Source organism: Mesorhizobium sp. CO1-1-7 (assembly GCF_020164885.1).
GTDB lineage: Bacteria > Pseudomonadota > Alphaproteobacteria > Rhizobiales > Rhizobiaceae > Mesorhizobium > Mesorhizobium australicum.
In genome coordinates this window covers 122,878-144,208 of the sequence record NZ_JAIUHA010000006.1, presented here as the reverse complement: position 1 = coordinate 144,208, position 21,331 = coordinate 122,878, and the positions used below count along the sequence as shown (strand labels likewise).

Annotated in this window: 30 protein-coding genes and 1 tRNA gene; 17 read left to right on the top strand and 14 right to left on the bottom strand. The window is 63.3% G+C overall.

Annotated elements, in window-relative coordinates; all coding sequences use genetic code 11:
- The first annotated feature begins 94 nt into the window (after positions 1-94).
- The 3 genes from LB516_RS14590 (at position 95) to LB516_RS14580 (ending at position 2,491) form a co-directional block, all read left to right on the top strand.
- Entirely contained in the window at positions 95-589 is a 495-nt protein-coding gene (locus tag LB516_RS14590; RefSeq protein ID WP_224719810.1) for a hypothetical protein, read from the top strand.
- 97 nt (positions 590-686) lie between these two features.
- Positions 687-1,145, top strand: a complete 459-nt coding sequence (locus LB516_RS14585; protein WP_140618044.1) for a GNAT family N-acetyltransferase — start codon at positions 687-689, stop codon at positions 1,143-1,145.
- 176 nt (positions 1,146-1,321) lie between these two features.
- Positions 1,322-2,491 (top strand): PLP-dependent aminotransferase family protein, encoded by a 1,170-nt coding sequence (locus LB516_RS14580; protein WP_224719956.1) that lies wholly within the window; start codon positions 1,322-1,324, stop codon positions 2,489-2,491.
- 91 nt (positions 2,492-2,582) lie between these two features.
- Here the strand turns inward: LB516_RS14580 and LB516_RS14575 are convergent, their stop codons facing one another.
- Positions 2,583-2,837 carry a hypothetical protein gene (locus tag LB516_RS14575; RefSeq protein WP_224583713.1) on the bottom strand — a complete coding sequence of 85 codons (255 nt, stop codon included), beginning with the start codon at positions 2,835-2,837 and terminating at the stop codon, positions 2,583-2,585.
- 154 nt (positions 2,838-2,991) lie between these two features.
- Between LB516_RS14575 and LB516_RS14570 the strand changes: the two genes are divergently transcribed.
- The 5 genes from LB516_RS14570 (at position 2,992) to LB516_RS14550 (ending at position 7,421) form a co-directional block, all read left to right on the top strand.
- A complete protein-coding gene (locus tag LB516_RS14570) occupies positions 2,992-3,420 on the top strand; it encodes a VOC family protein (protein WP_140716239.1) in 429 nt (142 codons plus the stop codon).
- 226 nt (positions 3,421-3,646) lie between these two features.
- Positions 3,647-4,606, top strand: a complete 960-nt coding sequence (locus tag LB516_RS14565; protein WP_041163409.1) for an AraC family transcriptional regulator — start codon at positions 3,647-3,649, stop codon at positions 4,604-4,606.
- A gap of 350 nt (positions 4,607-4,956) precedes the next feature.
- Positions 4,957-5,604, top strand: a complete 648-nt coding sequence (locus LB516_RS14560; protein WP_224583711.1) for an outer membrane protein — start codon at positions 4,957-4,959, stop codon at positions 5,602-5,604.
- A 228-nt stretch (positions 5,605-5,832) separates the two neighbouring features.
- Positions 5,833-6,549, top strand: coding sequence for an outer membrane protein (locus LB516_RS14555; RefSeq protein WP_224719809.1), 717 nt, complete (start codon positions 5,833-5,835; stop codon positions 6,547-6,549).
- Between the two features lie 47 nt (positions 6,550-6,596).
- Complete coding sequence (locus LB516_RS14550) at positions 6,597-7,421, top strand: outer membrane beta-barrel protein (RefSeq protein ID WP_140725390.1); 825 nt, start codon at positions 6,597-6,599, stop codon at positions 7,419-7,421.
- Here LB516_RS14550 and LB516_RS29145 read toward each other — a convergent pair.
- The gene (locus LB516_RS29145; RefSeq protein WP_411969392.1) at positions 7,408-7,656 is read right to left on the bottom strand and encodes a hypothetical protein; all 249 of its coding nucleotides are present in this window, start codon (positions 7,654-7,656) and stop codon (positions 7,408-7,410) included. The genes LB516_RS14550 and LB516_RS29145 overlap by 14 nt on opposite strands.
- Positions 7,657-7,930: 274 nt before the next feature.
- Between LB516_RS29145 and LB516_RS14540 the strand changes: the two genes are divergently transcribed.
- The 4 genes from LB516_RS14540 to LB516_RS14525 all read left to right on the top strand — a co-directional run bounded on the left by LB516_RS14540 (position 7,931) and on the right by LB516_RS14525 (position 12,296).
- A complete protein-coding gene (locus LB516_RS14540; protein ID WP_224719955.1) occupies positions 7,931-8,389 on the top strand; it encodes a hypothetical protein in 459 nt (152 codons plus the stop codon).
- 82 nt (positions 8,390-8,471) lie between these two features.
- A complete protein-coding gene (locus LB516_RS14535) occupies positions 8,472-9,089 on the top strand; it encodes a C39 family peptidase (RefSeq protein WP_224719808.1) in 618 nt (205 codons plus the stop codon).
- A gap of 22 nt (positions 9,090-9,111) precedes the next feature.
- The gene (locus tag LB516_RS14530) at positions 9,112-10,191 is read left to right on the top strand and encodes a D-alanine--D-alanine ligase family protein (RefSeq protein ID WP_224719807.1); all 1,080 of its coding nucleotides are present in this window, start codon (positions 9,112-9,114) and stop codon (positions 10,189-10,191) included.
- 122 nt (positions 10,192-10,313) lie between these two features.
- Positions 10,314-12,296, top strand: coding sequence for an AI-2E family transporter (locus LB516_RS14525; RefSeq protein ID WP_224719806.1), 1,983 nt, complete (start codon positions 10,314-10,316; stop codon positions 12,294-12,296).
- Between the two features lie 320 nt (positions 12,297-12,616).
- Here LB516_RS14525 and LB516_RS14520 read toward each other — a convergent pair whose 3' ends face one another.
- Entirely contained in the window at positions 12,617-12,925 is a 309-nt protein-coding gene (locus LB516_RS14520; RefSeq protein ID WP_140665772.1) for a hypothetical protein, read from the bottom strand.
- A gap of 265 nt (positions 12,926-13,190) precedes the next feature.
- Here LB516_RS14520 and LB516_RS14515 point away from each other — a divergent pair, with 265 nt between their 5' ends.
- Positions 13,191-13,433: a hypothetical protein gene (locus LB516_RS14515; RefSeq protein ID WP_015317026.1), complete on the top strand. Its 243-nt coding sequence runs from the start codon at positions 13,191-13,193 to the stop codon at positions 13,431-13,433.
- Positions 13,434-13,526: 93 nt separating this feature from the next.
- Positions 13,527-14,603, top strand: a complete 1,077-nt coding sequence (locus LB516_RS14510) for a sensor histidine kinase (RefSeq protein WP_140716222.1) — start codon at positions 13,527-13,529, stop codon at positions 14,601-14,603.
- Positions 14,604-14,631: 28 nt separating this feature from the next.
- Here LB516_RS14510 and LB516_RS14505 read toward each other — a convergent pair whose 3' ends face one another.
- The 7 genes from LB516_RS14505 to LB516_RS14475 form a co-directional block, all read right to left on the bottom strand.
- Positions 14,632-14,898 carry a DUF982 domain-containing protein gene (locus tag LB516_RS14505; protein WP_224642158.1) on the bottom strand — a complete coding sequence of 89 codons (267 nt, stop codon included), beginning with the start codon at positions 14,896-14,898 and terminating at the stop codon, positions 14,632-14,634.
- A gap of 109 nt (positions 14,899-15,007) precedes the next feature.
- Positions 15,008-15,214 carry a hypothetical protein gene (locus tag LB516_RS14500; RefSeq protein ID WP_015317029.1) on the bottom strand — a complete coding sequence of 69 codons (207 nt, stop codon included), beginning with the start codon at positions 15,212-15,214 and terminating at the stop codon, positions 15,008-15,010.
- 139 nt (positions 15,215-15,353) lie between these two features.
- Complete coding sequence (locus tag LB516_RS14495) at positions 15,354-15,644, bottom strand: hypothetical protein (RefSeq protein WP_224719805.1); 291 nt, start codon at positions 15,642-15,644, stop codon at positions 15,354-15,356.
- Positions 15,645-15,853: 209 nt separating this feature from the next.
- Positions 15,854-16,099 carry a hypothetical protein gene (locus LB516_RS14490; RefSeq protein WP_140716216.1) on the bottom strand — a complete coding sequence of 82 codons (246 nt, stop codon included), beginning with the start codon at positions 16,097-16,099 and terminating at the stop codon, positions 15,854-15,856.
- A gap of 203 nt (positions 16,100-16,302) precedes the next feature.
- A tRNA-Gln gene (locus LB516_RS14485) sits at positions 16,303-16,376 on the bottom strand.
- Positions 16,377-16,411: 35 nt separating this feature from the next.
- Positions 16,412-16,708, bottom strand: a complete 297-nt coding sequence (locus tag LB516_RS14480) for a hypothetical protein (RefSeq protein WP_181166456.1) — start codon at positions 16,706-16,708, stop codon at positions 16,412-16,414.
- 384 nt (positions 16,709-17,092) lie between these two features.
- Positions 17,093-18,001, bottom strand: coding sequence for an alpha/beta fold hydrolase (locus tag LB516_RS14475; RefSeq protein WP_224719804.1), 909 nt, complete (start codon positions 17,999-18,001; stop codon positions 17,093-17,095).
- A 188-nt stretch (positions 18,002-18,189) separates the two neighbouring features.
- Here LB516_RS14475 and LB516_RS14470 point away from each other — a divergent pair, with 188 nt between their 5' ends.
- Both LB516_RS14470 and LB516_RS28875 read left to right on the top strand, forming a co-directional pair.
- Positions 18,190-18,486, top strand: coding sequence for a hypothetical protein (locus LB516_RS14470; protein WP_140716212.1), 297 nt, complete (start codon positions 18,190-18,192; stop codon positions 18,484-18,486).
- A gap of 92 nt (positions 18,487-18,578) precedes the next feature.
- Complete coding sequence (locus LB516_RS28875) at positions 18,579-18,713, top strand: hypothetical protein (protein WP_263492567.1); 135 nt, start codon at positions 18,579-18,581, stop codon at positions 18,711-18,713.
- A 66-nt stretch (positions 18,714-18,779) separates the two neighbouring features.
- On the opposite strand, the gene LB516_RS14465 is transcribed toward LB516_RS28875, so the two are convergent.
- From LB516_RS14465 to LB516_RS14450, 4 genes are all read right to left on the bottom strand, one after another.
- Positions 18,780-19,025 (bottom strand): DUF982 domain-containing protein, encoded by a 246-nt coding sequence (locus LB516_RS14465; RefSeq protein ID WP_140716210.1) that lies wholly within the window; start codon positions 19,023-19,025, stop codon positions 18,780-18,782.
- A 23-nt stretch (positions 19,026-19,048) separates the two neighbouring features.
- On the bottom strand, positions 19,049-19,285 hold the full coding sequence (locus LB516_RS14460) for a DUF982 domain-containing protein (protein ID WP_015317037.1): 237 nt from the start codon (positions 19,283-19,285) through the stop codon (positions 19,049-19,051).
- A gap of 112 nt (positions 19,286-19,397) precedes the next feature.
- Entirely contained in the window at positions 19,398-19,841 is a 444-nt protein-coding gene (locus LB516_RS14455; protein WP_140791368.1) for a GFA family protein, read from the bottom strand.
- 247 nt (positions 19,842-20,088) lie between these two features.
- Entirely contained in the window at positions 20,089-20,268 is a 180-nt protein-coding gene (locus LB516_RS14450) for a DUF3606 domain-containing protein (RefSeq protein ID WP_015317039.1), read from the bottom strand.
- Between the two features lie 606 nt (positions 20,269-20,874).
- On the opposite strand from LB516_RS14450, the gene LB516_RS14445 reads away from it, so the two are divergent.
- On the top strand, positions 20,875-21,303 hold the full coding sequence (locus tag LB516_RS14445; protein WP_224719803.1) for a DoxX family protein: 429 nt from the start codon (positions 20,875-20,877) through the stop codon (positions 21,301-21,303).
- Positions 21,304-21,331 lie beyond the last annotated feature (28 nt).

Below are 21,331 nucleotides of genomic sequence, written 5' to 3'. Positions count from 1 at the left end.
CGAGGCGCGCGGCCTTGCCATTCAGGCAACGCTATTCAACGGCTTTTCCTATATGCTGCCGGCGGGCGCTGCAAATGGCCCGGAGGGGGAAGTCATGAGAAGAAATCTCGTTGCCGCCGGTGCCTTGGCGGCGGTGCTTGGCTCGCAATCGGCCTTCGCGGCATCCTGCGGCGGCTGGAGCGCCAAGATGGAGGAAGACGAGGGCGGCAGCGTGCTGACCGCTTCGGTCTGCGGCGGGCCGAAGGGCGACGCCTATCTGATGCTCAATTGCTACGACAAACCGGTGCTGAGCTACGATCTGGGCGCCAGCGGCCAACAACTGGAACCGGGCATCAGCGGCGCGTTCGACTTCAAGGCCGACGGCAAGACGGTGACCAAGACCCTGCAGCTGGAGGCGATGTACAATTATTTCGTGGTCGATCTGGAGAAGGGGGACCCGCTGCTCGACCTGTTGCGGTCCAAGGGGGACGTGTCGGTCAGCGCTGCCAAATATGGTTCGATCAGTTTTGCACTGAAGGGTTCCAGTGGGGCAATCGGCAAGGTGCTGGCGCAGTGCGGCAAGGCGAAGCCCGCGGGCGACGGGGATTGAACCTCGAGAGGTTGCGCCGCCCCTCATTGTCCTGCCGCCCATTGATCCATTCCATCAGCGGCTTGCCGCCAGCGCCGGGCGGCCGTATCTCACGTCCATGACCGACATCCAATTCCGCAAGGCGCAAGCCTCCGACTTGGCAGCCATCGTCGCCATGCTCGCCGACGATCCGCTGGGTGCCGCCCGCGAAGACGCCTCGTTGCCGTTGGCGCGGGGTTATATCGATGCCTTCGACGCCATCGATGCCGATCCCAATCAGCTGCTTGCCGTGGCCGTGGATGGCGCGGAGGTAATCGGCACCTTGCAGATCAGCTTCCTTGCCGGTATTTCGCGCAAGGGCGGCTGGCGCGGGCAGATCGAGGCGGTTCGCGTTGTCAGCGGCAGGCGCTCCGACGGCGTCGGCAAGAAGATGTTCGAATGGGCGATCGACGAGTGCCGGGCGCGGGGCTGCGGCCTTGTGCAGCTCACCACCGACAAGGGGCGAGCGGATGCGCACCGCTTCTATGAAGGGCTCGGCTTCAGTGCCAGCCATATTGGTTACAAGAAGAGCCTTTAGCGGAAACCCGTGCCGGTTCGGGCCTGGCGGTGACTGGCGTATAGCGGAAGCCCTTCAGGCACTATTCAAATCGCCTGGCAAAGCGGATATAGGTCAGTCAGGTTGACCTATTGTAAAAACGTCCGGGGAGGCGTGTCGTGACCCTTTTGAAGCTTCTGGCCTCGCGCTCATCGCGCATGAAGGCCTCCGAAATCCGCGAGCTGTTGAAGCTGCTCGACCAGCCCGACATCATCTCCTTCGCCGGCGGCATTCCCGATCCGTCGCTGTTTCCGGCGGACGCCATCCGCGATGCCTATGCCGACGTGCTCGGCGGCCCGGAAGCGGGGGCAGCACTGCAATACCAGGTTTCGGAAGGCTATCTGCCGCTGCGGCGCTGGCTCGCCGGGCAAATGGGCAAGCTCGGCGTGGCCTGCGACGAGGCCAACATCTTCATCACTTCCGGCTCGCAGCAGGCGCTGGATTACCTCGGCAAGCTGTTCCTGTCGCCAGGCGATACCGCGCTGGTGACATGGCCGACCTATCTCGGCGCGCTGCAGGCCTTCAACGCCTACGAGCCGCGCTACGACCGGCTGCGGCCCGAGGGCGGCAACATGACGCCCGATGCCTACCACACTGCCGCCGCCGCTCATGGCGGCAAGGTGAAATTCGCCTATCTGGTGCCCGATTTCGCCAACCCGACCGGCAACACGCTGGACCGAAAGCAGCGCGAAGCGGTGCTCGACCTTGCCGGCGAGCTCGACATCGCCGTCATCGAGGATGCCGCCTACCGGGCGCTGCGCTATGACGGCGAGGGTGTGCCGCCGATCCTGGCGCTCGACTGCATCAGGTCCGGCGGCATCGACAAGGCGCGCACGCTCTATTGCGGCTCGTTCTCGAAAATTCTGTCGCCGGGCATGCGTGTCGGCTGGGTTTGTGCGCCGCGCCGCGTGGTGGAAAGGCTGGTGCTGATGAAGCAGGCTTCGGACCTGCACAGCCCGTCCGTCAACCAGATGGTGATGCACCGCGTCGCCGAAGCCGTGTTCGACGGCCAGGTGGAAAAACTCATCGGCGCCTACCGCGAGCGCCGCGACGGCCTGCTCGGCGCGCTTGAAGCCAACATGCCGGAGGGGGTGACCTGGAGCCGTCCGGAAGGCGGCATGTTCGTCTGGGTGACGCTGCCGGAGGGCACCGACGCCACGGACCTCCTGGCACGGTCGGTGAAGGAGGCGCGGGTCGCCTTCGTGCCGGGCAACGCCTTTTACGCCGACGGCACCGGGCGCAACACGCTGCGGCTGTCGTTCACGCTGGCCACCCGCAGCGCGGTGAGCGAGGGCATTCCCCGGCTGGCGGCGCTGCTCAAGGGGTAGAGCAAATTCCAGGAAAAGTGTGAAACGGTTTTCCCGGGAAAGCGCCCAGCGCTTTCCCCGGAATTGCGTAATAGCAAAGAGCGGCATGCGCCTAAGCCGGCACGTTCACCAGCTGCTTGAGCTTTGCAAGCCTGGCGCGGGCGAGCTTGCGGATCGGCTTTTCGAAACCCTCTTCGCCGGCTTCGACGACGAAGACCAATGTCTTGAAGTCCAGCATGAACTCGTCGATGGCCCGCGTCGTCTGTTCAGACCTGTCCTTGAACCGGCGCAGCAATGCGTTCGCTTCCTCGATGGCATCGGCATTGGCGCCGTCGACCAGCGCTTCAAGCTTCTGTAAACAATCCAACCGACATTCTCCCGCCGCGCCACCAAACTTGCCATCGGCCCAAAAGTTCCATTCGGCCTCGAAAAATTGTCGCTGGTTGTCAGCAGAGGCACGCGCCCCGCGTTGACGCCCTGCCGACCGCGCCTAAATTCGGGCCTTGCGAGGAGGCGCTTTCATGGACACCCAGGAATTGCATCGCGGCCGGCTTATCGACCACCTCCAGCTCGTGGTCCGGGATCTCCCCGCCAGCCGGCGTTTCTACGAGGCGGTTTTCCAAGTCCTTGGTGTCCCGATCGGCGGCACCGGCGAGGATTATTTCTGGGCCGACGAATTGTTCATTTCCAGCGCCGACAGCCGGGCCGCGCTGGGAAAGCTGACCGGACGTCATCATCTGGCCTTCCAGGCCAGGGATCACGCCATGGTCGATGCCTTCTACAAGGCCGGGCTCGAAGCCGGCGGCACGGACAATGGCGCGCCTGGCGAGCGGTCCTATCATCCCGGCTATTATGCCGCCTTCCTGCTCGACCCGGACGGCAACAACATCGAGGCCGTCCACCACGGCCCGGCCAACCGCAGCGCCGCGTCGGTGAAGATCACGTTCTAGGAGCAATCGGTCGACCGCGTCGAGGCGAGGTGATTCCGATGCCGCATTTCCGGGGTCTTTCGGAGACTCGGACGCCACACCGGCGAATCCGATCGGATTCTTGACCTGGGCGGCACTGAAATTGTCCTGCGGAGCATGGATGGCGCCGTCTCTGGACAAGAGGCAAATCGGTCCCATACGGTGCGGTTTCAGGGAAGACGCGTGCGCGGGAAAGGCCGGTTGCTCGTTGAAAAAGAACGTCTTCTCTTCGCTCGATCTGCCGTCGCATCTCGACGACCGCGCGCGCTTCGCGCTCTGGCAGGACATTCATGTCGCCGAGATCTGGTCGGTCGAATATGCCATCTCCGGCAATGTGCCGTTCCAGGCGGATATCGAAGCCACCGCCATCGGGCCGCTGGTGCTCGGGCGGATGGCCGGGACGATCAAGCATGCGAGCCGCAAGACGCGCAACATCGCCGACGACGGCCGCGACGGCTATCTGCTGCTGGTCAACGATGGCGACACCAGGCTGAGCGGTGTGCAGACCGGCCGCGACTACAGCATCGGCAGGGGCGAAGGCGCGCTGGTCTCGGCTTCGGAAGCGCTGGAAATGACCGGCGGCGACCGCAATGTCTGGACCAATGTCGTGGTGCCCCGCGAAATCATGGAAAATGCCTTCGCCCATGTCGAGGACCGCCTGGCGCTGACCATCGGCGTCGACAATGAAGCGCTCGACATGCTCAAGCGCTATTGCGGCTTCCTGGAAGCGGGGCCGGCATTGCTCTTGCCCGATCTTGTCGCCCATGCCACCGAAACGATCGTCGACCTGATCGGATTGGCGACGGGCGCCAAGGGCGAGATCGCCGAGCTGGCGGGCGTGCGAGGCCTGCGCGCGGCAAGGCTGCAAGCCATCCTGCAGACGATGCGGGACAATTTCGCCGATCCCGGCATCTCGGCCCAGCATATCGCCCAGCGTTTGCGGCTTTCCGCGCGCTACGTCCATGATCTCCTGCAGGAAACGGGCTCGAGTTTCGCCGAGCATATTCTCGAACTGCGTCTGCAGAGAGCCCACCGCATGCTGCGCGACCGGCGCAACGACCGCATGCGGGTCAGCGAGATCGCGCTGTTGAGCGGCTTTTCCGACGTCTCCTATTTCAATCGCTGTTTCCGCCGCCGCTTCGGCTCAACGCCGAACGCCGCCCGTTAGAACGAATCGTCGCTTCACGGAATCGATGGCCGCTCTAACTCCTTGTTTTCCGCAATTCCGGGCGGAAGCGCGATATCAAAGACAAGGACTCGAAGCGAGTCGGATCAGTCGTCTTCGAACCGATCGACTGATGCCGAACGGCCACACTGATCGGCCCGAGTGCCGCGGCGCTCTCCACGACAATTCCAATGCGGCTCAGCCCAAGACGCCGCCCGCGAACAATGCAAAACCTCGACGATACCCGGGTCGCCGCGGAGTATTTTCCACGGCCGGGGAAAGCAACATCATTGGGGTAGCAAACAGTGAAAACGATTCTTCTCGCCACCATCCTCGTGCTTGCGCCAGCCGGCATGGCGTCCGCGGCGGACGTCAACGAAACCTTGCCGGTTGCTGCCGGCTATGACTGGTCCGGCCTCTATGCCGGCGTTCACTTCGGTTACGTAGCCGGGAAATCCAATCTCTTCATCGGCGGCGCCGGCATTGGGGGCACCGACGTCAATGCTGCCTTCGATCCGGACGGTTTTATTGGTGGCATCCATATCGGCGTCAATCAGGAATTGGCGAACCGTTTCGTGCTCGGCGCCGAGGCTGACCTTGCCTACAGCAATGTCGATGCGGTGGGGACCTTCGCCGGTGCCGGCGCGTTGTTGTCGAGCGAACTCAAGTGGTCGGGTTCGGCCCGGCTGCGGGCCGGCTATGCGTTCGATCGGACGTTGCCTTATATCAGTGCCGGCGTGGCAGCGGCCAAGTATGAAATGAGTGTGGTCAGCAGTGGTCCCCTCGGTACAGTAACAATCCACGACGAAACCCATCTTGGCTGGACGGTTGGGGCCGGCGTCGAGCACGCTTTCACCGACAAATGGATCGCCCGCGTCGAATATCGCTATTCCGACTTTGGCAAAGAGGATCTCTCGGTGCCGATTTTTGGTCTTGGCACGGTTTCGAACATCGATCTCAAGACGCACGATTTACGCGTCGGCCTCAGCTACAAGTTCTGACACGCCGGTTCGAACAAAACCCTGGCGTCCGCGCCGGGGTTTTGCCTGCGCCGCGGCTGATGCTGAACGGCCACACCGGCCGGGCGGGGTGCGGCGGCGCGCTCCAAGACAATTCCGATGCTGTCCAGCCCAAGACGCCGCCGGCGATCAATGCAACACCGTAGCTTCGACTGACCGCCACTGACCATGTCGGTCGTGGTGCAGCATCCCGGGGACAGCAGACAAGCAATGAAAACGATTCTTCTCGCCACTGCCTTTCTTTTCGTTCCCGCCGGCATGGCGTTGGCCGCCGACCCCACCGAGACCTTGCCGGTCGCGGCCAGCTACAACTGGTCCGGCGGCTATCTCGGAGCACAGGCCGGATATGCCCGGAGCGACGCCAGGGTCGGACAGACTTTCGCGCCGGGCAGCTTCGACAATTACGGCTGGGGTTACAGCCCGTCCGGCGGTTTCGGCGGTGTGTTTGCCGGCTACAACAAGCAGTTCGACAGCGGATTGGTTGTTGGCGTCGAGGGAGACTACAGCTTTGCAAGCGTGAAAGACACGACGCTCTACCGGGCGCTCGGCGTCGACGACCCCGCCTTTGGTGGCGAGCTCGAGCTTGAGGCGGTAGGCACCGTGCGCCTCAGAGCCGGTTATGCGATCGATCGCTGGCTTCCTTTCGTCACCGGCGGCCTGGCGGTGGCAAGCTACAAACACACGACCACCAACATTCCGGGCGGTCCCTATGCCGACGTCCGAGATACCGTCGCGGGTTATACGCTGGGTGCGGGCGGCGAATACGCCGTCACCGACAATTGGGTGGTTCGGGGCGAATACAGGTTCGCCGATTTCGGCCGCCACACCTCCGTGCGCCACGCCTTCTCCAATGGCGCTCCCCTCAATCGGGATGCCATCGAACTGACGACACAGGATCTGCGGATCGGCGTGGCCTACAAATTCTGATCTCCACGGCCGGACGCTGGTCCGGAAATTCGCATTCGAGGGCTCTAATGCATCGCTTTTCAATCTTCGCCGCGTCGTCGCTGGTCGCCGCGACCTCCGCTTACGCCGCCGATACGCAGCAGCCGCTGGCAGCGGAGACGGTGGTGACGCCGCATGTTTCGGGCTACGGCGAACTCTATCTCGGCGGGCTTCGCTTCGTCGGCGACGACTACACGACCCGGGCCGGCGGCGGCGCCGTGCGCGTCAACATTCCGTTTGCCGAGCGCTGGAATTTGCAGGGCGACCTGACCTACGACCGCATCTGGGGCCATTACGATCCCCTGGATGACACGCGCGGTGCGGTCCATGGCTTCTACCGCGATTCCGACCGTTTCGCCGCCGGCATTTTCGCCGCCTACACATCTGTCGGCGAAAGCGGGGTGACCGTAAACAACTATGCGGTCGGCCCGGAAGCACAACTCTATTTCGGCAATCTGACCCTCTATGGCCAGGCCAGTGTCGGCCAGCTCACCATCAGCGACTTTCATGGCGACCAATGGGGTATACGCGCGGTGGCGCGCTACTTCGTCCGGAAGAATCTTCGCCTCGATGCGGAGCTCGACTTCAACCGAACCGACTACAACGGCACCAACGAAGACGTGGTCGGTGCCGCCGTGCAGGCCATGTACCGGTTCGACGAAACGCCATGGGCGGTGTTCGGACGCTATGAATTCGAGCGGAGGAAGTTCGAAACGTCTACGCAGGACACCAGAGCCAACAAGGTCGTCATCGGCCTGCGCGCCAGCTTCGGCAGCGATACGCTGTTCGACGAGGACCGCAACGGCGCGACCATGGACACCTATCGGGCCGCTTCGGTGATCAATACGAAGTGAGCCGGCGGCACGACTGGAAAGGCGCGACCTGGCTTTTGCCTTCGACCTGCATGCCGAGCGGGTTATCGGACTGGTCGCACGGCCGATGCCGCCTTCGCGGCGCGTCCTGGAAAAACACGTTTTTCGCTTCGAAGGCGAGGTGATGCCGCACGGTGCGCCGACCGACCTCTTCGCTCTCGAAAGAAGGCGGGAAACAACCGGCACATCCGGTCAATGACAGGGCTGCCAGCCGCAAGCGGGCTTTCTCGCGCCGGCACCTTCGCAAGCGGCACGAGACGGTGGAGACTGGCGCCGATCAGCCTTGTTGAGCCGTGCCTTGCGTTGCCAGATTGGTGGCCGCGGTGCTAACCGGGAAATGGCGGACGGGAATCGACCTCAAAGCAATGCGCGAGGTCTTTCCCAATAACATCCCGAACAGACCATCTCTTGCCCACCGTGGAGAAACAATTTTTATGCAAAAATCAGCCAGGGCGATCCGTGTCGCCGCGCCGTTGCTTACGATTTTGGGCATGGCCACACCATTCATATTAACAATTTCTCATATATCTTCCGCGCAGGCTCAGGAGGAATATCTTCCGACCCAGAAGGACTTTGTCGGCAAATGGCAACTCAGCGGCGCGACCACCCGGCCGCCGCGCGACATGAAGGATGCGGCAACGCCGGAACAAGAAGCGGCCGCCAATGACTTCCAGCAGACGGTGACCGCGTTCTACGGCGCGTTCGACTATCTGGAGATCACGGCGGACGGCCGCTACAATTTCCATCAGCCCGGTGACCCGGCATCGGGTTCCTGCGTCTGGTGCGGAACCTGGTCCTTCAACAAGAGTTCGCTATGGCTGGAGCTGGACACGGCACCCCGGCTTGATATCTACGCCAAGGGCGGCGACATCCAGATGACCTATACCGCCGAACCCGACGAAAAATCGAAATACGCCTGGCTGGTTTTTGGCTGGACGAAGGTCGAGTAGACGCCGCGCGCCTCGACAGGTCCGAGCGGCTTTTCTCCAGTCTTGTATGCTCGTATACGAGTTGAAGACCCGGGGAGTTCGCATGAGTCCATTGCCTGAAACCGTGCCGTTTTTCAGTCAGTGGGAGACGCCTGACATGACGCTGGCGGTGCTCGCCGACGGCGCCGAAGCCGCGTTGCGGCGGGATCCGCTATGGCAGGGATCAGGCGCTGCCACGCTCGATGAATACACGGCCTGGGCCGCCAATGTCTGCGGCATGGCGTGTCTCAAGATGATCCTGGCGACGCGCGGCGAGATCGTGCCGACGATCGAACTGGCCAGGCGATGCACTCCGTATGGCGGCTATGTCGTCAATGAAGGCTCGATCAAGGGGCTGATCTATGCGCCCTTCGTCACCTTCGTGAAGGCGGAATTCGGCCTCGATGCCGAGGTGATGACCGGTGTCGCGACGGCGGACATTCCGTTGATCCTCGGCCGGTCGCGGTTCTTCATCGCTTCGGTCAGCAGTTCGATCCGCTGGCCCGAGCGCGAGCCGCCATCGAAGGGCGGACATTTGGTTCTGGTCACCGCCGCCTCGGATGAAGGGTTCCGCTTTCACAACCCATCCGGCCATACCAGTGCCACACAGGTCAACGCAGTGTTGGCGCCAGCCGCTTTCGACCGCTTCTTTGCCAATCGCGGCATTGCCGTCGCCATTTGATTTTGACAGTTGAGGGATTTCGATGACCGGAAAGATCAGGGTTGCGATCCTCTATGGCGGGCGCTCGGCCGAGCATGACGTGTCGCGGCTTTCGGCCGCCAATATGCTGAGGGCCATCGACCGGACGCGCTACGAGGTGGTGCCGATCGCCATTTCCAGGGAGGGCAGATGGCTGCTGCAGCCGGCGTCCGAGGCCATCGGCGAACGGGCGGGAGCTCCAGTGTCGCAGGATGGCGTGGAGATAGCCCTGCTGCCCGGCGGCAAGGGCCGGCTGATCTCCGCGTCGCCTATGGGAACGCGGACTGACCTGGCGCCGGTCGATGTCGTCTTCCCCGTGCTGCACGGTCCTTTCGGGGAGGACGGCTCGGTGCAGGGCTATGCAGAGGTTGCCGACGTCGCCTATGTCGGCTGCGGCATCCTCGCCTCGGCCGCGGCGATGGACAAGGATGTCGCCAAGCGGCTCATGCACGGGGCCGGGCTTGCCGTCGCCCGCTCGGTCACTGTCCATCGTAACGACGTCGGTTCCTTCCAGGAGATCGCCGGGGCGCTGGGGCTGCCATTCTTCGCCAAGCCGGCGCGCCAGGGCTCGTCGTTCGGAGTGAGCAAGGTGAACGACAGGGATGGTTTCGATCAAGCCCTCGAAACGGCTTTCCGCTATGACGGCAAGGCGTTGATCGAGGAGTTCGTCGAAGGCCGCGAGATCGAGTGCTCGGTGCTGCAACGGGCCGACGGCTCGCTCACGGTGTCGCTGCCCGGCGAGATCATCCCGGCCGGCAAGCACGGCTTCTATACCTATGAGGCCAAATATCTCGACGCCGACGGCGCGGTGGTCAAAGTGCCCGCCGATGTGCCGGCAGCGGTGATCGACCGGGCGAGGGAAATGGCTGGGCAAGCCTTCAAGGCGCTTGGCTGCGAGGCGATGGCGCGCGTCGACTTCTTCCTGCGCGCCGACGGCTCCCTGCTGGTCAACGAGGTCAACACGCTGCCCGGTTTCACCGACATCTCGATGTACGCCAAGGCGCTGGCCGCGATCGGCATCGGCTACAGCGAGGTCATCGATATCTTGATCGAGCATGCGCTGGCGCGGCACGGCGCGCGCTGATCCGAGTCAGCGGCCGCCGCATCGGATAAACCGCCCTTTGGACGGCGTGTCTTTCCACCTCTGGCTAATGTTGCTGGCCGGCTCTATATCCCCGATCATGGGGCTGGCAGGGGAGGCACGGAATGGCGGCCAATCGTCGAAACGGAATGGCGTCGCCCGCGCGTGGCTTGGAGGATATTCTTTCGCCCGCCGCCCCGCACCCCCGAACGTCGTTGCCCAATGTAGCCACCATCGTCACCACGGTGGCGGCGCTGTATTTCGGGCGTGAGGTTTTCCTGCCGATAGCGATCGCGCTGTTGCTGACTTTCGCGCTCGCCCCCCTTGTGTCCGCGCTCAAACGGGCCGGTGTTCCCCGGATTGCCGCCGTCATCGTCAGCGTATTGGGGGCTTTCGCCGCACTTGCCCTGTTCAGCTTCATCGTCGCCACGCAGGTCAGCGAACTGGCGCAAAACATCCCGGTCTACCAGGCCAACATCCTGACCAAGGTCCGATCGCTCAAGGAGACTGGCGTTGGGGGAGGGATCATTGCCAGGTTGAGCAAGGTGGTCGAACGTGTCGGCCAGGAGATCGACAGGCAGGAGACGTCGCCGCCGGCCGCCACCCCGGAAAAGCCGCCGCGTGAACCGGTGCCGGTCGAGATCGTCTCGCGCGAAAGGCCTTTGGAGGTTCTGCAGAACATAGTCGGGCCGCTGATCAGCCCGCTCGGATCGGCCGGGCTGATCATCGTCGTCGTCATCTTCATGCTGCTGGAGCGGGAGGATTTGCGCGACCGCTTCATTCGCCTTGTCGGGTATGGCGACCTTCACCGTACCACCGAGGCGCTTCAGGATGCCGGCAAGCGTGTTGGCCGGTACCTGCTGATGCAATTGGTCGTCAACATCGTGTATGCCGTACCAATCGCGGCCGGCCTGTGGGTCCTGGGCATTCCGAATGCCTTGCTGTGGGGGTTGCTGGCACTTGGCCTGCGTTTCGTTCCCTATATCGGCCCGGCGATCGGCATGCTGCTGCCGCTGTTCTTGGCGCTGGCCGTGGCGCCAGGCTGGTCGCTCGTGCTGTGGACAGCCGCCCTGTTCGTGGTGATGGAACTGATCACCGGCAATGTCGTGGAACCTTGGCTTTATGGCTCGCGAACCGGGCTGTCATCGCTGGCCATCATCGTTGCGGCCATCTTCTGGACGTGGCTCTGGGGCCCGCTCGGGCTGGTTTTGTCAACACCGCTCACCGTGTGCCTGGTGGTGCTGGGCAGGCACGTGCCGCAGTTTGAGTTCCTCGATGTCCTGTTTGGCAACGAGCCCGTGCTCGAACCCCACGCACGCCTCTACCAGCGTCTGCTGGCCGGTGACCCTGACGAAGCCACGGACCACGCCGAGGAGATGCTGGAAGAGAAATATCTGGTCGAGTTCTACGACAAGGTGGCCATTCCCGCCCTGCTGCTGGGCGAGCAGGACCGTGCGCGCGGTGTCATGGGCGACCAGCAAAGGCGTCAGGTGGCCGAGAGCGCCCTGGTGATGGTGGCAAACCTCGACGACAGCGCGCATGAGGAAGCAGAGGAAGAGGACGGCCCGCCGGCCGAAGAGGAGCCGGATGACAAGGATCCTTCCCGCGAAGACGAGACCGAACTGCCCGACGGCACGGATCTGTCGGTGCTTTGCACAGGCGGGCGCGGTGAACTGGACGATGCCGCCGCCGCGATGCTGGCACAGGTGCTGGAAGTCCAGGGGACGACGGTGTCGAAGGCCGGCTTTGCCGATATGGAACCCGCCAACATCCGCCGTCTCGAACTCGAAGGCATCGATACCGTGGTAGTCGGCTTTCTGAACCGGGATTCCGTCAAGCATGCCCGGTTTCTGGTTCGCCGGCTGAAGCGGGCGAAAGCGGCGTTGAGGGTGGGAATCGTGTTCTGGTCGCAGGGCCCCAATGAGGACAAGGAAGCGGCCGCGAAGCTCGCCCGTGACATCAACGCGGATTTCGTGGCGCATGGCATGGTGGACGCAGTGGTCGGCGCTCTGTCGAACGAGCCGCCAATTGCCCTCAAGCTCGTCGCCAAACGCCGGATGCGGCGACAGCGCGCCACCTCCCAAAAGGCCTCGGCGGCCTCGACCTAGCCGTGGATGCCGGTTGATCTCCGAGACTGGGTCGATCTCGGTCGTTCACATATTGGAAGCGACATCGCGGGAGGAGGGCGGCCTTGACTTGTGCGCCGGCCGGATCCTCGCGGCCTGGCGGGGGACGCGGGAAACGGGTTTGACTGGATTTCCAGCGAGTGATTTCTGCACCTTGCGGCGCTGGAGCCAGCTCGACGACAGTTCGGCAAGCAGACTGCGCAGGACCTTCACGACGTCCTCCTCTGCTGGACGATGCGGTAATCTCCGAAGGCCGGACTGGTTCCATGCCGCATGGAGCCGTCGCACCTTGGCGCTTTTGGCTATTGCATCGAGCCTGATCGATGCAGACCGAGAGGGATCATCGAGCTCTCATCACGGTTCTCGACGAGTCCGGTTCCAGGCGGGGCCAATCCGTTGCCCAAAGCGTCGAATTCGATCGCAGCACCAACCAGTTGGGCAGCCTGCAGGACCAGATGTTCAATGTCCTCGAGGGCGACGTTCTCGGCCAGGTTCCTGATCCTGATCCTTTCCGCCACCACCGACACGTTGATGATGCCCGCGGTCTTGAACGCTGCGCGGACGCTCGCATAGACGTCTTCACGCAGTCGCGTGGAATAATCGTATCGCATTGAAACCTCCCAAAGCGAGTTGGTTTCCTCAAGCTGGCAGGATGCGCCCCATGGCGGCGCATGGCAAGTTAAAAGTGGAAAAAGTGTAAACAAAATCAGCTAGTTAGCATAGTTACACGAATGGGCAACCTGCGTTGGATGATCATCATTGGTACGACGCTGCATTCACCCACTGACCGCGCTTGACGCAGGATGCCGAAATTCCTAACTGTAAGTAGAATGAGACGGTTACTAACTCGCCTGATCTTTGCGCTTGGAGGCGCACATGGCTGACCTGGAACGCCCGGAACGACTGCAGATCATGTTGACCCAGGATGAACTGGCCGCACTGGAAAACTGGCGTTTCGACAAACGCATGCCCAGCCGCTCGGCGGCGGTACGCGAATTGCTGCGCCGTGGCCTTGCCTCCGATGGCTTCCTGACGGCCGAGGTGGGCGCCAAGTCGCAGGAATTCGGCGTGCTCCTGCCCAATGGCGACGGCAAGGCCCCGCCGGAACAGGCGGAGTAAAACTTCCGCGGTAAGCCTTCCATTCTCGCGCCGGCGATTGCCTTGATCCGTTTGCGCCTTATCTGATCGGGAAAGATGCAATTGCGGGTGGCGATGAACGACATCGATGGCAGCGACAGACAGGGGGCGACCGCCGACGCCCGGCTTGCGGCAATTGTCGATTCCTCCTTCGATGCCATCATCAGCAAGGACCTGAACAGCGTCATCCAAAGCTGGAACCAGGCGGCGGAACGCATGTTCGGCTACACCGCCGAGGAGGCGATCGGCCAATCCGTCCTCATGCTCATTCCCGATCACCTCAAGAGCGAGGAGACCGAGATCATCAGCAAGATTCGCAGCGGCGACCGCGTGGCGAGCTATGAGACGACGCGCAAGCGCAAGGACGGAGCGCTGATTTCGGTCTCACTGACGATTTCGCCGATCAAGAACGGCGATGGCGAAATCATCGGCGCCTCGAAAATCGCCCGCGATATCTCCGCCGCCAAGGAAAGCGAGCGCCGGATCAGGCTGCTGATGCGGGAGGTCAACCATCGGGTCAAGAACCAGTTCGCGGTCATCCTGTCGATGGTCAGGGAGACCAGCAAGCGTTCGAATGGTCCGGGCGAGTTCGAGGAATTGATCCGCGCCCGCATCATGGCACTGTCGCGGTCGCACGATCTGCTCGTCACCTCGGAGTGGGCGGGGGCGAGCCTGTTCGACCTTATCCAGGAACATCTCAAGCCCTTCGGCCTCGAGGAGCAGATCCTGCTCTCCGGCCCGGTCCTGACGCTGCAGTCGAACGCGGTGCAGAACCTCGGCATGGCCTTTCACGAACTGGGCACCAACTCATCAAAGTATGGCGCGCTGGGCAGCGAAGGCGGCCGGGTCGAGATTACCTGGACCATCGGCTCCGGAGCGCATGCTCCGGGCTCCGCGGGCGAACGGGAATTCCAGCTGACCTGGGAGGAAAACTGCGAACCGCATCCCGGCGACCGGCGCGATCAGACCACGCGCAAGGGGTTCGGCACTGTCGTGCTGCAGCGTGTGGCGCCGCAGTCGCTCGGTGGCTCCGCCATTCTGGAGCGGTCGCCCGGCCATCTCAAATGGCAGCTGAACGCGCCGCTGGCCTCCATCATAGTGGCGCAGGCCGGCAGCGAGGCCGACGGTGTTTCGCCGGGTTTCGGCATCTAGGGGCGATCCGCCGGTGTGGACGCCGCCCCTATTCCCTGTCGGGCTGCACCTGCTCGACCAGGATATGCGCTTCGCGCGCGGCCTCGACAAAGGCCTCCCTGGCGGTTTCGGGGGGCAAGTCGCCGCTCATTGCCCTGCGGCAGGCGCGCAGCGCGGACTGATGTTTCAGGCTCCCGGCATCGCGCCAATGTGTCGTCAGGAGCTCGATCGCCTGTTGTGTGTTGGACAGGTTGCGGATGGCTCCGGCAACGCCTACCGAAACGACGACGGGCTTGGAGAACCATGCAGTTTGCATTGGAACCTAGACCATGTTTAGCCCGTGTAACGCGTTGGGCGGCATGAGGTTTCATCGCCGCCGATCACTGTAGCGTGAAGCTTTCGGGCATCTCCGCGCGAACCAATCCCTAGAGGATGCTGGTCGTCACTTCGACAATGATCGCGGCGCCTTCCAGTCCACCGTTGGGAACGTGCACGACGCGCGAGACCCGCAGATCCTGTGGGTTTCCGTCGACCGACAGGGACACGCTCTCGCCAATGCGCGGCACCGCCTGGAAAGTAACATTGGTGGCGTCAGGCCTGTTGTCGATGGATATGCGGCAATTGACGGTCATGGACTCTCTCCGGTGTCTGGCGATGCCCCGGTCGTCAACGCGGGGTCCATGAAATGGTTTCAGGAGGTTCGCTTCAAACACCTGCCGACCGCGGGCGAAATCACCAACTGCCCGGTAGCCCCGGCGTCCGGCCTCTGATTCAGTCGTCGGCTCTCGGAACGAAATAGCTGGTGGTGACCGCATCGCCGCCGATTCCACGCGTGACTTGAACCGAGGCATAGCCTTCCGGGGCAATCGAGCCGGTCGCCATCCGGTCGACCTGCTTGCACCGGCCGACCATTTCGCCTTTCGGCCACGGTGCCAATCTGATTTCAAGCGCCGCTTGGCACTCCGCCATCGATGAATAGGCGACCGGGCGCGACTCCATGGGCCGACAGAGCGATGCGTTGCACGACAGCATGATCATCACCGCCGCGGTTGCCGGATCCATGAAACTCTCCTGTTGGCCGACAATGAACGTCCAACAGGCCGCAAGGTTTCATGCTGACGGAAGCGACCCCAATCGGTTGGTCCGATTGTCGAGAAGCTCAGGACGTGCGGGAACAGGCCAGGACCGAGATCTGACGGCGCACTCACGCCTTATCAAAGGCCCGGCGGCTTCGGTCTCCGCGCCTCTGGGCAGCCAGAATTCCGGGAACATCAAAGGCCAAACGAGGACATGGTCCAAGGGTTTTGGTACCCAAGGCGCGGCTTGGCATTCGCTGCGTCGGTCGGGGTCGATGTTGCTGTTCCGGTTGCTGTGCAGTCCAATTTTGCTGCCACCGCCGCCTTGATCGACAGACCAGCGCATGCCTTCGAGGCGGTGACGGTCGCCTTCTTTTCGTGTGCCGCAGCGACATTTGAGCCGGCGAGGACAAGCGCCAGGCAAATGAAAACCATCTTCATTAGATCCCCCTAGTTTAGCTTAAGCTAAATTAAGGTTAACGTAACGTTACCTGGCCGTCAATTGCGACAGAGGTCCAGGGAGGAAGCCACCTTCCTCCTGCCCGGATACCGGCCGGTTCCTGTCCCGGATCACGGCATCATTGATCGGAGAGGATCGGGAGCTACCCGACCTGGTTCCGGCTACTCGTTGGCTTGCAGCTGCCTGGTTCCCGCTCATGGGCTCGAACCACGATTCACGCCTTCAAAGGGCGCTGTCCTACCATTAGACGAAGCGGGAAAGCCGGCACGTTATGGCGCCCAGGCAGCTTGCGGTCAATTCGGGAAATTGTTGACCGGCTCTTCGCAGCGATAGACCGGGCAGTCCCCGTCGCGGGACGGGACATAGGCCGACATCGGCACTTCAGGCCAGTCGCACTCGTTGCCGAACTGCCTGACATAGCGATCGTAGGTGTTGGGGCCAGTGGTCAGCACCACGGCGCGGTGGTTCTGGATCATGGCCCGGATCTGAGCGCAGCCCATGGAGCGGCTGTCGGGCCGGGCGTCGGCCAGACCGGTCGCCGCGAGCACGACGGCCATGGCCATCAACAGGGTCGGAACGCGAACGGACATGATGGTTTCTCTTCGGTTTGGCAGAATTGCGAACGCGGCTGGTCCGGATTCGCCGGGGAATGGCCGCATGCATTGTCGCACATAACCCCTTATCGTGTCCGTTGGTTCCGCGACGGGCCTTGCCGGGCGCGCGTTGGCGCGCCGCGCAACCAAATCAGGCGTCGTGCATTGCTGGGCATGGACGGCAGGAAACCTTACGAAACACCGCAATGGCGGCCCGGAAACGAGGGCCGCGAGGCGATGTGCTGCTCCTTCTGCGGCGGCCGCGACCATCGGTTCGAGGAATGTCCGCGAATGCCCGATCCTTTCCGGCCCGGCGAGCCCGAGGGCGAGGATATAGCGGAGGAACCAGCCGGCTGATCCGAGGTGCCCGGTGGCGGGTGGCTAACCGGCATCCGACTTGAGCCCGCCGAAGAAATCGATCAGCGCACCTGCCGTTTGCGCGGGCGCTTCCTCCGGGAAGAAATGTCCGCCCGACATTGCGCGGCCGCGCACGTCGTCGGCCCAGCTCCGCCAGAGCGCCAACGGCCCACCTTCGCCCGCATACCATTCGGCGAGCGCGCCTTGCCCGCTCCACAAGGCCAGCACCGGGCAGGCGATGCGCCGGCCGGCGGCTTTGTCCGCCCGGTCGTGATCGCGGTCCAGCGTTGCCGCGGCCCGGTATTCCTCGCAGATCGCGTGGAGGTGGGCGGGGTCGCGCAAGGCTTCGACATAGGCCTGGCGGATGCCGGCCGGAAAGACATCGGGCGACGACCCCCAGCCACCCAACGCATTGTCGACGATGGCGTCGGCGGCGCCCGCCAGGATCTTTTCCGGCAAGGGTTCGGGCTGTGCCAGCAAGGACCACGGCCAGAAGCCGAGGGCCAGCCGCGCGTCGGCCCGGTCCCAGGCGTCGGCCGTGGGGACGATGTCGAGCACGGCGAGTTTTTCGATACGGCCGGGATGGTCGAGCGCCATGCGGTAGGCGACGCGCCCGCCGCGATCATGGCCGGCGACCATGAAGCTGGTAAAGCCGAGCCTGGCCATCATCGCCACCATCTCCGATGCCATGGCCCGCTTGGCATAGGGAGCATGATCGGCGCTCGAGGCCGGGCAGGCGCTGCGCCCATAGCCACGCAGGTCGGCGCAGATGACGGTGAAACGATCGGCAAGCAGCGGCGCAATATCGCGCCACATCAGATGGGTTTGCGGAAAGCCGTGCAGCAAAAGCACCGCCGGTCCGGCACCGGCGCGGCGCACGAAGATGCCGGCGTCCTCGATGTCGACGTCGATAGGCTGGAAATGCTCGAACATGGCTGGCCTCCGGCACAGGCAACGGCTGGAGAACGGGATTGGTTGCGGCGCCTTCGCAAGCGCCGGCCGCAACGGGCCGATCCCGCGCAAGCTCTCCCCCAATCCCTTGGGCCAACCTTTTGGGCCGGCGGACGTTGTCCCCGTGAACGGAAGGCCGCCGTGGGGCGGCTTCAACGAAGGAGGCCGAGATGAAATCCCTCGTCATTGCGTCATGCGCCGCGATGCTGGCCCTGGCATTGCCGGCAGCGGCACAGACGGCCCAGCAGTCGCCGAACCAGCAGGCCGACAAATGCCGGGCACAAACGGATCAGGGCGGCAAGCAGCAGTCCGGCAGCGGCGACCTGAGCGAAAAGCTCAACGATTGCGGCGGCGTGCTGAAACCGCCGCCCACTGGCGACCAGGGCATGGCCGCGCCGGCGCCCGATGAAGGCAAGACGCCGGTCATCAAGCCGGGCGAGGTGCCGCCCCAGCCGCCAAAGCAGTAGAGATCGTTCAGCAGCATTGTCATGACGGCGGAGGAACTTCGCGGATCAGGAAACGTTTCTGTGACAAAACCGGATCTGGAAAGGATGGAGCCGTGAGAGATGTTGCCAGTACCGCCGCGTTGCTTACCTCTATTGCCATCGTCATCGTCCTGATGCTGATGGCGCCGAAGAGCTTCGGCTTCGAGGCCACCCACCCGATCGTGGACGGCGATCTGCCAGTGGAATGACCGAAAGCGGTTCCGCACAAGAAAGCAGGCGAGTTCGCCTGCTTTTCGTTTGCAGGGCGCCTTGGCTTACCTGACCAGAAGGCCCGCGTGATCGCAGAGCGCGGTGAAGGCTTCCTGCGCCTGTGCCGCGCCCTCATTGTTGGCCAGCGCCGACTCGATCTTTTCGCGCGCGGTCTGGTAGAAGGGGCCGCGCCTGGCCTGTGGCCAGTCGATCAGGATTTCACTGGCGTCCTGAAGCGTGGCCACCTCGCGGATCGTCTCCGAGCCATGGGGCTTGACCCGCAGCGGTGTCGACAGCATCAAACCGGCCATTGGTTTCTCCTGCTACTGGGTCCTCATTGCAGGATGCGCGCCTCGCGCGCGGCGTCGATCATCGCCCGCATCGCCTTTTCCGCCGGCGTCCAGCCGTCCAGCGCATCGCGGCAGCTGCGCAGTGCCGCGCGGTATTGACGGCCTTGTCCGGCCGGCCAGTCGCCAAGGCATTCCAGCCCCTCCCAGGCGCTGCGCACCACGCGCTCCCGCTCGGGAGCGAATTTCAGGCGGATCGGTCGGGGAAACATCTTGTCGTTCAACGGTCGTCTCCATGAATCATGCACATCGGCCGACATGCACCGAGGAAGCGCCGGATAACGTCGGCGTCAGGGGAGGGTTCCGAGCCCGGACAATCAATTTTTAACCATGCTTTCAGTCGCGCGCGACAGCGTCCGACAAGGGCCTGGGCGCCGGCAGATCGACATCCTGTGCTTGCGGTCGATCATGTTCGAACTGCTCGGCGTCGGGTAAGGCATGCAGCCAGGTTTCGCGCCGGCCGGTCCACAATTCATATTGCGGTGCCAGATCCGTCGGTGCGACGTCGAGGCTGCCGAGCATCACCTCGGCCTCGTTGTCGTCGACCCAGGCGACGCGGCTGCCGCAGGTCGGGCAAAAGCTGCGTGTGCCGTAGCTGGCGACCTCGCCCGATGTCTCGAACGCATCGCGCGGCCAGATGGCAAAGGCCGAATAGACCGAACCACCCGCCTTGCGGCAATCCTTGCAATGGCAAAGGCCAACCCGCGACGGCTGGCCGTTGACGACGAAATGCACGCCACCGCACAGGCAACTGCCGGTCCTGCGTGTTGTGTCGGACATGGTTGCGCCCTCCGTTTCGCCAGCCTGGCTTTGCCTGCCATAGGGCTGCTCCAGCCGTGGCCGGCTCCGTCAGTTTGGCATGCCGCGGGCCGGGCGGGACAGATGCTCGTCTGCCATTTCGTTGGCCAGGATGAGAAACCGGGAAAAAGACATCCTGTTCACCGTACCGCCGAGCCCGGTTGACGCGGCCCGCAGCATTCTTCAACGCCATGCCGGCGAATTGGTTGCCGCCTTGCGGCCGCTACTTCTATCCGCGGGCGGCCATGTGGTTGTCGAGCTTCTTGCGCGAGGGTCCGTAGCGCTTGATGATGGTCTGGGCCTCGCTCTGCGGAATGCCATATTTGCGCGCGAAGGCCGCGACCTCGTAAGTTTCCTCGCTCGAGACCAGCTTGCGGTCCTGTTTGGTCTTGGATTTGTCGTCAGGCATGTCGGGCCTCACTTTCTGTAAGCCGCATGGTCGCGCGGACGCCTATATGTCGCGGTCACACATAACACGGATCGGCGATGCTGGTTCCATCGCGGAGCAACGCCAGTTCAGCCTAGGCCGATCAAGAGGTCGGGTCGGCGCTGTCGGTGTCGCTGCATTGGGCGCAGCGCGCGCTGGCGCCGGGACAGCCGCGGCGATGCGTGCCGGCGGGGCAGCAAAGGCCGCTGGAACTCGTCCAGCGCGTGCATTGGAAAACCTGTCCGGTGCCGCCGCAGCCTTCGCACTCCAGAACCGGAGTCCGGACCAGATAGGACTTCGTCCCCAGCCTGACGCTTGCGCCCAAAACCCACCCACCCATATCGTGCACCAGACATAGCTGTGCATTAGCCCCGGCTAACAATATCACGATCAGGGTTACGGACAAGTTTCAGGATCATTAAGAATTTCTAAAGCTGTGCCTGCCGGTAAGCGGTCTTGCTTCTTCCTTCGAGCGGTGCGCTGCCATAGCATCGGGCGTCAAACCGGAACCGGTGAAAATTTTTGCCCGGCATGTCGGATCGGCACATGGCGGTGCGTCCTTGGGGCTGATGAAGCTGGAGAACAACCATGTCGCCCCAAATCGCACAATCGCCGTGGCAGACCGCGGCCCTTCTCGTCGCCCGCCTGATCTTCGCCGCCGTCTTCCTGATGGCGGTGACCTTCAAGTTCCTGGGCATGGAGGCCACGGCGGGCTATATCGCGGCCGCGGGCTTTCCGTTCCCGCTCTTCCTGGCATGGTGCGCGTCAATCCTGGAGGTGGCCCTGGTGCTGTGTTTCCTCAGCGGCGCCTTCTTCGCCCAAGCCGCCCTGGTCGCCGCCGCCTATGTGCTGTTCCTCGCCTTTGCCTTCCACGGACCCAGCCACTGGGCCGGCAACCAGGCCGAATTCGGCTTCTTCGTCGACCATTTTTCGTTCCTGGCCGGACTGCTGTTCGCGGCGGTCCATGGACCGGGAAGAATTCTGGCGCTGAACGTGGGATGGCCGGGCAGGGCATAAAGCCCGCCCGGGGCAGGGCATGAGGGTC

What these genes read in the sequence shown, in the direction of transcription:
- LB516_RS14450 (WP_015317039.1), bottom strand. Translation starts at nt 20,268, where the DNA reads ATGCCTGACGACAAATCCAAGACCAAACAGGACCGCAAGCTGGTCTCG.
- LB516_RS14465 (WP_140716210.1), bottom strand. Translation starts at nt 19,025, where the DNA reads ATGGCCGGTTTGATGCTGTCGACACCGCTGCGGGTCAAGCCCCATGGC.
- LB516_RS14520 (WP_140665772.1), bottom strand. Translation starts at nt 12,925, where the DNA reads ATGCGATACGATTATTCCACGCGACTGCGTGAAGACGTCTATGCGAGC.
- LB516_RS14455 (WP_140791368.1), bottom strand. Translation starts at nt 19,841, where the DNA reads ATGTCCGACACAACACGCAGGACCGGCAGTTGCCTGTGCGGTGGCGTG.
- LB516_RS14540 (WP_224719955.1), top strand. Translation starts at nt 7,931, where the DNA reads ATGGCCACACCATTCATATTAACAATTTCTCATATATCTTCCGCGCAG.
- LB516_RS14500 (WP_015317029.1), bottom strand. Translation starts at nt 15,214, where the DNA reads ATGACCGTCAATTGCCGCATATCCATCGACAACAGGCCTGACGCCACC.
- LB516_RS14590 (WP_224719810.1), top strand. Translation starts at nt 95, where the DNA reads ATGAGAAGAAATCTCGTTGCCGCCGGTGCCTTGGCGGCGGTGCTTGGC.
- LB516_RS14445 (WP_224719803.1), top strand. Translation starts at nt 20,875, where the DNA reads ATGTCGCCCCAAATCGCACAATCGCCGTGGCAGACCGCGGCCCTTCTC.
- LB516_RS14480 (WP_181166456.1), bottom strand. Translation starts at nt 16,708, where the DNA reads ATGTCCGTTCGCGTTCCGACCCTGTTGATGGCCATGGCCGTCGTGCTC.
- LB516_RS14570 (WP_140716239.1), top strand. Translation starts at nt 2,992, where the DNA reads ATGGACACCCAGGAATTGCATCGCGGCCGGCTTATCGACCACCTCCAG.
- LB516_RS14560 (WP_224583711.1), top strand. Translation starts at nt 4,957, where the DNA reads ATGGCGTCCGCGGCGGACGTCAACGAAACCTTGCCGGTTGCTGCCGGC.
- LB516_RS14515 (WP_015317026.1), top strand. Translation starts at nt 13,191, where the DNA reads ATGGCTGACCTGGAACGCCCGGAACGACTGCAGATCATGTTGACCCAG.
- LB516_RS14530 (WP_224719807.1), top strand. Translation starts at nt 9,112, where the DNA reads ATGACCGGAAAGATCAGGGTTGCGATCCTCTATGGCGGGCGCTCGGCC.
- LB516_RS14495 (WP_224719805.1), bottom strand. Translation starts at nt 15,644, where the DNA reads ATGGATCCGGCAACCGCGGCGGTGATGATCATGCTGTCGTGCAACGCA.
- LB516_RS14510 (WP_140716222.1), top strand. Translation starts at nt 13,527, where the DNA reads ATGAACGACATCGATGGCAGCGACAGACAGGGGGCGACCGCCGACGCC.
- LB516_RS14505 (WP_224642158.1), bottom strand. Translation starts at nt 14,898, where the DNA reads ATGCAAACTGCATGGTTCTCCAAGCCCGTCGTCGTTTCGGTAGGCGTT.
- LB516_RS14580 (WP_224719956.1), top strand. Translation starts at nt 1,322, where the DNA reads ATGAAGGCCTCCGAAATCCGCGAGCTGTTGAAGCTGCTCGACCAGCCC.
- LB516_RS14470 (WP_140716212.1), top strand. Translation starts at nt 18,190, where the DNA reads ATGAAATCCCTCGTCATTGCGTCATGCGCCGCGATGCTGGCCCTGGCA.
- LB516_RS14550 (WP_140725390.1), top strand. Translation starts at nt 6,597, where the DNA reads ATGCATCGCTTTTCAATCTTCGCCGCGTCGTCGCTGGTCGCCGCGACC.
- LB516_RS14490 (WP_140716216.1), bottom strand. Translation starts at nt 16,099, where the DNA reads ATGAAGATGGTTTTCATTTGCCTGGCGCTTGTCCTCGCCGGCTCAAAT.
- LB516_RS14535 (WP_224719808.1), top strand. Translation starts at nt 8,472, where the DNA reads ATGAGTCCATTGCCTGAAACCGTGCCGTTTTTCAGTCAGTGGGAGACG.
- LB516_RS14525 (WP_224719806.1), top strand. Translation starts at nt 10,314, where the DNA reads ATGGCGGCCAATCGTCGAAACGGAATGGCGTCGCCCGCGCGTGGCTTG.
- LB516_RS14555 (WP_224719809.1), top strand. Translation starts at nt 5,833, where the DNA reads ATGAAAACGATTCTTCTCGCCACTGCCTTTCTTTTCGTTCCCGCCGGC.
- LB516_RS14475 (WP_224719804.1), bottom strand. Translation starts at nt 18,001, where the DNA reads ATGTTCGAGCATTTCCAGCCTATCGACGTCGACATCGAGGACGCCGGC.
- LB516_RS14585 (WP_140618044.1), top strand. Translation starts at nt 687, where the DNA reads ATGACCGACATCCAATTCCGCAAGGCGCAAGCCTCCGACTTGGCAGCC.